General features: G+C 72.8%; 8 protein-coding genes. 6 read left to right on the top strand and 2 right to left on the bottom strand.

The annotated features are described in order from the left end of the window. Position 1 precedes the first annotated feature (1 nt). Positions 2 to 2,599 carry an FtsK/SpoIIIE family DNA translocase gene (locus BN12_RS12865; RefSeq protein ID WP_235432395.1) on the top strand — a complete coding sequence of 866 codons (2,598 nt, stop codon included), beginning with the start codon at positions 2 to 4 and terminating at the stop codon, positions 2,597 to 2,599. A gap of 22 nt (positions 2,600 to 2,621) precedes the next feature. Next, positions 2,622 to 3,305: an ion channel gene (locus BN12_RS12860; RefSeq protein ID WP_048553011.1), complete on the top strand. Its 684-nt coding sequence runs from the start codon at positions 2,622 to 2,624 to the stop codon at positions 3,303 to 3,305. Positions 3,306 to 3,309: 4 nt separating this feature from the next. Here the strand turns inward: BN12_RS12860 and BN12_RS12855 are convergent, their stop codons facing one another. Then, positions 3,310 to 4,500 (bottom strand): dipeptidase, encoded by a 1,191-nt coding sequence (locus tag BN12_RS12855; RefSeq protein WP_048553008.1) that lies wholly within the window; start codon positions 4,498 to 4,500, stop codon positions 3,310 to 3,312. A gap of 43 nt (positions 4,501 to 4,543) precedes the next feature. Here BN12_RS12855 and rimO point away from each other — a divergent pair, with 43 nt between their 5' ends. The 4 genes from rimO to BN12_RS12835 all read left to right on the top strand — a co-directional run bounded on the left by rimO (position 4,544) and on the right by BN12_RS12835 (position 7,967). Further along, positions 4,544 to 6,133: a 30S ribosomal protein S12 methylthiotransferase RimO gene (rimO, locus tag BN12_RS12850; protein WP_048553007.1), complete on the top strand. Its 1,590-nt coding sequence runs from the start codon at positions 4,544 to 4,546 to the stop codon at positions 6,131 to 6,133. Further along, positions 6,130 to 6,792: a CDP-diacylglycerol--glycerol-3-phosphate 3-phosphatidyltransferase gene (pgsA, locus tag BN12_RS12845; protein WP_048553005.1), complete on the top strand. Its 663-nt coding sequence runs from the start codon at positions 6,130 to 6,132 to the stop codon at positions 6,790 to 6,792. Before rimO ends, pgsA begins: the two co-directional genes overlap by 4 nt. Beyond that, complete coding sequence (locus BN12_RS12840) at positions 6,789 to 7,388, top strand: CinA family protein (RefSeq protein ID WP_083454628.1); 600 nt, start codon at positions 6,789 to 6,791, stop codon at positions 7,386 to 7,388. Before pgsA ends, BN12_RS12840 begins: the two co-directional genes overlap by 4 nt. 279 nt (positions 7,389 to 7,667) lie before the next feature. After that, positions 7,668 to 7,967 carry a helix-turn-helix domain-containing protein gene (locus BN12_RS12835; RefSeq protein WP_048553004.1) on the top strand — a complete coding sequence of 100 codons (300 nt, stop codon included), beginning with the start codon at positions 7,668 to 7,670 and terminating at the stop codon, positions 7,965 to 7,967. Positions 7,968 to 8,063: 96 nt separating this feature from the next. Here BN12_RS12835 and BN12_RS12830 read toward each other — a convergent pair whose 3' ends face one another. Next, positions 8,064 to 8,531 carry a hypothetical protein gene (locus tag BN12_RS12830; RefSeq protein ID WP_048553002.1) on the bottom strand — a complete coding sequence of 156 codons (468 nt, stop codon included), beginning with the start codon at positions 8,529 to 8,531 and terminating at the stop codon, positions 8,064 to 8,066. Positions 8,532 to 8,773: the final 242 nt, after the last annotated feature.

Here is an 8,773-nt window from a genome sequence, read left to right as displayed (position 1 = left end):
GCTGCCGCTGCCGCTGCGGGCGTTCCGGACGACGTGGATGGGGATGGCCCACGTCGCGGGGTCCGCGGCGCGCAAGGTCGGGACGAGCGCGCGCGACCTCGAGCCCGAGCACCGCCGCGACGGCGTCGGCTTCCTCCTCGTCGCCCTCGCGGTCGTCGTCGCCGCGCGCGAGTGGTGGGGCCTGCCCGGCACCTTCGGCGACATCGTCCACGCCGTGTTCGCCGGGACCTTCGGCCGGGTGGCGTATGCCGTGCCCCTCGTCCTCCTCCTCTTCGGCGTCCGCATGCTCCGGGCACCGCAGGCCGAGGCGGCGACGAACCGGATGGCGTGGGGCTTCACCGCCCTCGCGTTCTCCGCCTGCGGCCTCGTCCACATCTCCGCCGGCATTCCGAACCCACCCGACGGCGCCGACGGGATGCGCGCCGGCGGCGGCATCATCGGCTTCCTCGCCTCGAGTCCGCTCGCCACCGCCCTCACGCCGAAGGGCGCGGTCCCGCTCCTGCTCCTCCTCGGCCTCTTCGGGGTCCTCGTCGTCACCGGCACCCCGCTCCACGAGGTGCCCACGCGGGCCCGCGACGTATGGCGCGCACTCGTCGGGCACGGCGCGTCGCAGCCGGAGCCGGCCGTCGAGGACACACCCAAGGGCGCCTCCCGGACCCGTCGGCGGACCCCGGCGTCGGAGATCGAGCTCGCGGAGCGAGCGGGCGACACGGCATACGAGCAGGCCGCCGTCGTCGACCCTGCGACGCAGGGCAAGCCGCGGCTGCGGCCCGGCCAGAAGCGGCCGACCGCATCCACGACACCGGCGGCCTCCACGACGCCGGCGACCTCGACGACGGGGAGCGGACCCGACACCGAGGCCATCCCCACGGTGTCCGGACGACCCGGGACGCCCGCCAAGGAGCCGCTCCAGGCGCCGCCGACGAGCCAGCTGCCGCCCCGCGTGGAGCAGCTCGCCCTCGCCGGCGACGTGACGTACGCGCTGCCCGACAGCTCGGTCCTCAAACAGGGCTCCCCCCACAAGGAGCGCTCGGCCGCGAACGACCTCGTCGTCCGGCAGCTGACGACCGTCCTCGACGAGTTCGGCATCGACGCCCAGGTCACCGGGTTCATGCGCGGCCCGACGGTCACCCGCTACGAGGTCGAGCTCGGGCCCGGCGTCAAGGTCGAGCGGGTCACCGCCCTGTCGAAGAACATCGCGTATGCCGTCGCCTCCGCCGACGTCCGGATCCTCTCCCCGATCCCCGGCAAGTCCGCCATCGGCATCGAGATCCCCAATGCCGACAAGGAGATCGTCTCCCTCGGCGACGTGCTGCGCAGTCAGGCGGCCCGCGCGAACCAGCACCCCATGGTCATGGGCGTCGGCAAGGACGTCGAGGGCGGCTACGTCATCGCCAACCTCGCGAAGATGCCGCACCTGCTCGTCGCGGGGGCGACGGGCGCCGGCAAGTCGAGCTTCGTCAACTCGATGATCACCTCGGTCCTCATGCGCTCGACGCCCGACGAGGTGCGCATGGTCCTCGTCGACCCCAAGCGGGTGGAGCTCACGGCATACGAGGGCATCCCGCACCTCATCACCCCGATCATCACCAACCCCAAGAAGGCGGCCGAGGCGCTCCAGTGGGTCGTCCGCGAGATGGACCTGCGCTACGACGACCTCGCGATGTTCGGGTTCAAGCACGTCGACGACTTCAACGCCGCCGTCCGCGCCGGCAGCATTAAGCCGCTGCCCGGGTCCGAGCGGGTCCTGCAGACCTACCCCTACCTCCTCGTCATCGTCGACGAGCTCGCGGACCTCATGATGGTCGCGCCGCGTGACGTGGAGGACTCGATCGTCCGCATCACCCAGCTGGCCCGGGCCGCCGGCATCCACCTCGTCCTCGCCACCCAGCGCCCGAGCGTCGACGTCGTGACCGGCCTCATCAAGGCCAACGTGCCGAGCCGGATGGCCTTCGCGACGTCCTCGCTCGCCGACAGCCGGGTCGTCCTCGACCAGCCCGGCGCCGAGAAGCTGCTCGGCCAGGGCGATGCGCTCTTCCTCCCGATGGGGGCGAGCAAGACGATGCGCGTCCAGGGCGCGTGGGTCACCGAGTCGGAGATCCACGCCGTCGTCGACCACGTCAAGGGGCAGCTCACGCCGCGCTACCGCGAGGACGTCGTCGCCCCGGTCGCGAAGAAGCAGATCGACGACGACATCGGCGACGACCTCGACCTCCTCCTGCAGGCCGCCGAGCTCGTCGTCACCTCCCAGTTCGGCTCGACGTCGATGCTCCAGCGCAAGCTGCGGGTCGGCTTCGCCAAGGCGGGCCGGCTCATGGACCTGCTCGAGTCGCGAGGTGTCGTCGGGCCGTCGGAGGGGTCGAAGGCCCGCGACGTCCTCGTCAAGCCCGACGACCTGCCGACGACCCTCGCGCTCATGCGCGGCGACGACATCCCCGAGGAGCTGACCTCGGCGCCTGCCGAGCCGCCGGCGCCGGCCGCGGACCGGTATGCCGTCGACCCCGACGGTCCCGGTCCGACCGAGCCATGGGGCGACGGATACGACGACGGCGACGACGGCCAGGACGAGGACGCGTGGTCGCTGACCGGCAGACCGTGACGGCCCCGCGCCGGAGCGGGTCGTGACGTTCCTCGGCATCCCGACCGGAGCCCTCACCGACCGGCTCAACCGGTACCCCTCGGCGGTGCTGCTCGGTATGCAGGTGCTCGCCATCGTCGCCTACCCGTTCATCGGACAGACCCCGCTCGGCCGAGCGGTCATCTCCCTCATCGGGACGCTCGTCCTCGGCATCGCGATCTGGACGATCCGCAACACCCAGAGCACGGTCGTCCCCGCCCTCGTCCTCGGGTCGCTCGCGGTCGTCGGCTCGGTGCTGGAGATCTTCTGGGAGGACGTCGCCGTCATCACCGTGGGGTCCGACGTCGCCCACGTCCTCTTCTACTTCTACACGTCGTACGCGATGGTCCGGTACCTCTTCGGGGACGAGTGGGTCACCAGCGACGACCTCTTCGCGGTCGGCGCGGCCTTCACCCTCGTCGCGTGGGGCTTCGCCTACGTCTACGACATCGTCCAGAGCTTCGCACCGGCATCCTTCGACGCGGGCGACGGCGTCGTGGCCCGCACGTGGTTCGAGCTGCTCTACCTGTCCTTCGCGAGCCTCACCGGGGTCGGCCTCTCCAACGTCACCCCCGTGACCCAGGTCGCCCAGTCGTGGACGATGCTCGAGCAGCTCATCGGCGTCCTCTACGTCGCCATGGTCATCAGCCGGATGGTCGCCCTGACCGTCCGGCGGCATCGCGGCTGACCGCTCAGCCCGCGTCGAGCCGGTCGATCGTCGCGGTGCTCGGGCCCCGTCGGGCCGCGACGTCCCGCGCCACGGCCTCGGTGTCGCGGAGCACCCGCAGGGCGTTCCCGCTCGTCAGGGCGGCGAGATCGGCCCGTGACCACCCGCGGTCGTGGAGCGCCTCGAGGAGACGGGGGTAGCCGGTCACGTCCTCGAGACCGGTCGGCTGCCGCGCGACGCCGTCGTAGTCGCCGCCGAGCCCCACGCTGCGGATGCCGGCCACCTCGCGGACGTGCTCGACGTGCGCGACGACGTCGTCGACCGAGGACCGCGGCTGCGGATGGGTCCGTCCCCAGTCCTCCTGGAAGGCGGTGTATGCGACGTGGTCGCGGTGGTCGACCCCTGCCGCCCGCGCGTCCGCGAGGCACTCCTCGTCCCACGCGCGGACGGCCTCGTTGACGAACTTGGGGACGAAGGTCACCATGCACACGCCGTCCCGGCGGCCCGTCTCCTCCAGGACGTCGTCGGGGACGTTGCGCGGATGGGGGCAGACGGCATACGCGCTGGAGTGCGAGAAGAAGGGCGGTGCGGCGCTCGCCGCGATGGCGTCGCGCATCGTCTCCGCGCTGACGTGGCTGCAGTCGACCATCATGCCCAGCCGGTTCATCTCGCGGACCACCTCCCGCCCGAACGGCGACAGCCCGCCGAGCCGGCGGGCGTCGGTCGCGGAGTCGGCCCAGGGGACGTTCTCGTTGTGGGTCAGCGTGAGGTAGCGGACGCCGAGGGCGAACAGGGTCCGCAGCACCCCGAGCGAGCAGTCGATCTGGTGACCGCCCTCCGCGCCCATGAGCGAGGCGAACCGGCCCCCCTGCCACGCGGCGCGGACCTCGTCGGCGGTCGTCGCGAGGACCATGCGGTCGGCATACCGCTCGCACATCCGCCGGACGACGTCGATCTGCTCGAGGGTCGCGGTGACGGCGTCGGCTCCCCGGAGGGTCTGCGGCACGAACACCGACCACAGCTGTGCCCGCACGCCGCCCTCGGCGAGGCGCGGCAGGTCGGTCTGCGTCGTCGTCAGCCGGCCGGACGGGTCCATCCGGTCGAGGTCGTATCCCGCCTGCTCGCGCAGCTCCCACGGGAGGTCGTTGTGACCGTCGAGGACGGGATCCTCCGTGAGGAGGTCGCGAACCGCTTCGGAGGTCGGGGCGTCGGGCATGGGCGGCACCCTACCCACCTCGGGCACCCATAGAGTTGTCGGTATGACGGCGAGGCAGGAGCGCAGCGTCGCGCTCGTGACCCTCGGCTGCACCCGGAACGAGGTGGACTCCGAGGAGCTCGCGGGACGGCTCGCGGCCGACGGGTGGGTCCTCGTCGACGACGCCGCGGACGCCGATGTCGCCGTCGTCAACACGTGCGGCTTCGTCGAGCAGGCGAAGAAGGACTCCATCGACACGCTCCTCGAGGCGGCCGACCTCAAGGAGCACGGCCGCACGAAGGCGGTCGTCGCCGTCGGCTGCCTCGCCGAGCGGTACGGCCGGACGCTCGCCGAGGAGCTCCCCGACGCCGACGCCGTGCTCGGGTTCGACTCGTATGCCGACCTCTCCGGTCACCTGACGCGCATCCTGCAGGGTGAGCGGCCCGCGTCGCACGTGCCTCGGGACCGGCGTCGGCTGCTGCCGCTCACGCCGGCGGCCCGGCAGGGCGGGGCCTCCGGGGTCGCGCTGCCCGGCCACGGGACGGTCGGGGCGGTGACGTCCGCACCATCGGACCTGCAGCCCGCCGGTCGCCCGGGCGGAGCCACCGGGGGGCCGTTCGCACTGCCGGATGCTGCCCCCACCCACGACGGCGAGCGGGCCGGCGGCATGCGACGGCCCGCCTCCGGCCCTCCGGTCGTCCGCCGGCGGCTCGACGACTCCCCGTGGGCCCCGCTGAAGATCGCCAGCGGCTGCGACCGGCGGTGCGCCTTCTGTGCGATCCCGATGTTCCGGGGAGCGTTCGTGTCGCGCCCGCCGGACGACGTCCTCGCCGAGGCGCGCTGGCTCGCCGAGCGGGGTGTACGCGAGCTGTTCCTCGTCAGCGAGAACTCCACGTCCTACGGCAAGGACTTCGGCGACCTCACGCTCCTGGAGGCCCTCCTGCCGGAGCTCGCCGGGATCGAGGGCGTCGACCGGGTGCGGGTCTCCTACCTCCAGCCGGCGGAGGTCCGGCCCTCGCTCCTGTCGGTGATGGCCACGACGCCGGGGGTCGTCCCGTGGTTCGACATCTCCTTCCAGCACGCCGCCCCGAACCTGCTGCGCCGGATGCGTCGCTTCGGCGGCACCGCGCCGTTCCTCGACCTCCTTCGGCGGGTCCGCGACCTCGCGCCGACCGCCGGGATCCGCAGCAACGTCATCGTCGGCTTCCCCGGCGAGACCGAGGCGGACGTCGAGGAGCTCGAGCGGTTCCTCGTCTCGGCCCGGCTCGACGTCGTCGGGGTCTTCGGCTACTCCGACGAGGACGGCACCGAGGGCGAGGGCCTCGCCCACAAGGTGCCGCCGGCCGTCGTCGCCGAGCGGGTGGCCCGCCTCCAGGACCTCGTCGAGGAGATCACGGCGGAGCGCGCGGAGGAGCGGATCGGCGAGCCCGTCGACGTCCTCCTCGAGGCCGTCGACCCCGACACCGGCGCCACCGTCGGCCGCGCCGCGCACCAGGGCCCCGACATCGACGGGGTGACCGTCGTCCAGGGACCCGGCGGCATCGCATACCCCCTCCGTCCCGGGGAGATCGTCCGCGGGGTCGTCGTCGCGAGCGAGGGCGTCGACCTCGTCTGCGAGGCTCCCGTCGACCCGCTCCCCGCGGGGCAGCCGTGACGCCCGGGCGCACCGGCGCGCCGGGGCCCGTCGCCGTCCCGGGACCGAGCGTGTGGAACATCGCCAACGCGCTGACCATCCTCCGGCTCGTCCTCGTCCCTGTCTTCGGCTGGTTCCTCCTCGCCGAGGGCGGCGACCGGGCCGGGTACCGGTACGCCGCCGCGGGGATCTTCTTCGTCGCGATGGTCACCGACTTCGTCGACGGCGACCTCGCCCGCAGCCGCAACCTCGTCACCGACTTCGGCAAGGTCGTCGACCCCATCGCCGACAAGGCCCTCATGACGATGGCGCTCGCGGGCCTGTCGAGCATCGGCGAGGTCCCCTGGTGGATCACCGTCGTGTTCCTCATCCGCGAGTGGGGCATCACGGCGCTGCGGTTCGTCGTCATCCGGCACGGTGTCCTCCCAGCGAGCCGCGGCGGGAAGGTCAAGACCCTCCTGCAGGCGCTCGCCCTGTGGCTCTTCGTGCTCCCGCTGTGGACCTGGCCGGCCGGCTCGGCGTGGCGCACCGGCGCCTGGGTCGTCCTCCTCGCCGCCCTCGTCGTCACGGTCGTCACGGGTCTCGACTACGTCGGCAGGGCGATGCGGCTGCGGCGGACGAGCGAGCGCGCCCTGCGCAAGCGGGCCCGCCGGGCGCGGCAGACCGGCCGGTCGTCATGACGACGGGACCGGGGGCGACCGTGTCGAGGGCAGCCGGTCCGTCGGGGGCATCCACGTCGGGAGCAGCGGGCCCGTCGGTCGAGCCCATCGCGGCGGAGCTCCTCTCGACGCTCCGGGATGCGAGGCTCGCCGTCGGAACCGCGGAGTCGCTCACCGGTGGCCTCGTCGTCGCCGCTCTCACGGCCGCGCCCGGCGCCTCCGCGTCGGTCGCCGGCGGGGTCGTCTCGTATGCGACGCGCGTCAAGCGCGACGTCCTCGGCGTCGACGGCGCGCTGCTCGCCTCCCGTGGTGCGGTCGACCCCGATGTCGCGGCCCAGATGGCCGAGGGGGTATGCCGCGTGCTCGGGTGCGACGTCGGGCTCGCGACGACCGGGGTCGCGGGCCCCGAGCCGCAGGACGGTCAGCCCGTCGGGACCGTGTTCGTCGCCGTCGCGGTTCCCGGCGCCACCCCGCCGCGCACCTGGGTGAAGGCGCTCGACCTCTCCGGGGGCCGGGACGGCATCCGGAGGTCGACCGTCTCGGCCGTCCTCCGGCTGGCCCTCGACACGGTCCGGGAGTCGACCGGTGCAGCCCGTGCGGACGATTCGGCGCGCTGAGGATGCCGGAGCATCCGGCGGCTGACCGCCTCGAGAGTCCGACGGACTCGCCCGCTGGAGCACCAGGCGGGGCGACCGGCTCGAGAACGCGACGGCTCAGCCGCCTGGACGAGGTCCGGCATACGGACCGCGTGGGTCGACCTCCGGGCGGCGGGCGCGGAAGATCCCGGTGGATGGGGACGTTGACAGCACCGATGGGCAATAGGCGATGCGGCCGGTCAGACCGGCAGAGTACGGTTGTCACGTGAGCGCAGAGCCAGCCCCCGGGGAGGTGACGTCATGATCCTGCTCCGACGTGAGCTCGGCGACGTCCTTCGCGAACATCGACTGGCCCAGGGGCGCACCCTGCGCGAGGTGTCGGCGGCGGCCTCGGTCTCCCTCGGCTACCTCTCGGAGATCGAGCGCGGTGAGAAGGAGGCCTCGTCGGAGCTCCTCTTCTCCGTGTGCTCGGCGCTCAACATCCCCCTCTCGGAGGTTCTGGAGGCGGTGTCCGAGCGCGTCGCCGAGACCGAGGCGCTCGCCGTCCCCGTCACGCTGCCGCTGGGTGGCCGCACGGTCGTGTCCGCCTCCGCAGCCTGAGTCCTGCGGCCGGTGTGGTCGAGCGCCCCGAGGCGGTCGGCTCGGCTTGAGCGGACCGCTGTGGCGTTCGTCGTCGGAGGGACGTGGCCGGCCGCCTCAGCCGCTCGCCGGGTGATGCGCGTGCCGGATCGTGCTGGAGCTTTGTGGCGAGGCGCGCCTCGCGTCCGCCAACATGAGGGCCAGCGCGGCCAACGCAGCGAGCGCCTCGGCGACGACGCTGATGGTCTTCAGGGCGGGCGCCCAGTACGGGTCGTACATGTCCGGGATTGGCCCGATCGTGCCGAGGTCCACGTACCGGTAGACCACGACCGCGACCGTGCCGCTCGCGGCGACGATGAACGCGAACGCCGTCGTGACGCGATTGCGGCGGACCACCAGGACGACGGCTGCCACGATGGCGGCCGCGGCCTCCGCTCGGAACAGTGCGGGTTCGCTGAGCCATCTCGTCCGGTTCGCCGCGAACGCGGGAGCCAGGTGGAGGTGCACGAAGGCGTCGATGAGAAGTCCCACGACGACGACGGTCGTGAGCACGGTGGTGACGGTCGTCCGAGGCTGGTCATTCATCGGGGTTACCGACCTTTCCCGGGAGCCGAGTTGGTTCTACGTCACCGGTAGGTACGCACTGCGGGCCCGGGCGGTTCACCGCGCGGTGGGGGCAGCTTCCTCCCACCGACTTCCGCACGTGCCGAGTTGTTGTCCTCCCTGGGCTCGCCCGACGACATCGACTCGGCACGTGCGGGGTTGTCGTGGTCGGGCGGGCTGGTCCGGCGACATCGACTCGGCACGTGCGGGGTTGTCGTGGTCGG

It is taken from the genome of Nostocoides japonicum T1-X7 (assembly GCF_001046855.1).
Classification (GTDB): Bacteria; Actinomycetota; Actinomycetes; order Actinomycetales; family Dermatophilaceae; genus Nostocoides; species Nostocoides japonicum.
The sequence above is the reverse complement of the archived record's forward strand: the minus strand, read 5'-3'. Positions and strand labels throughout refer to the sequence as shown.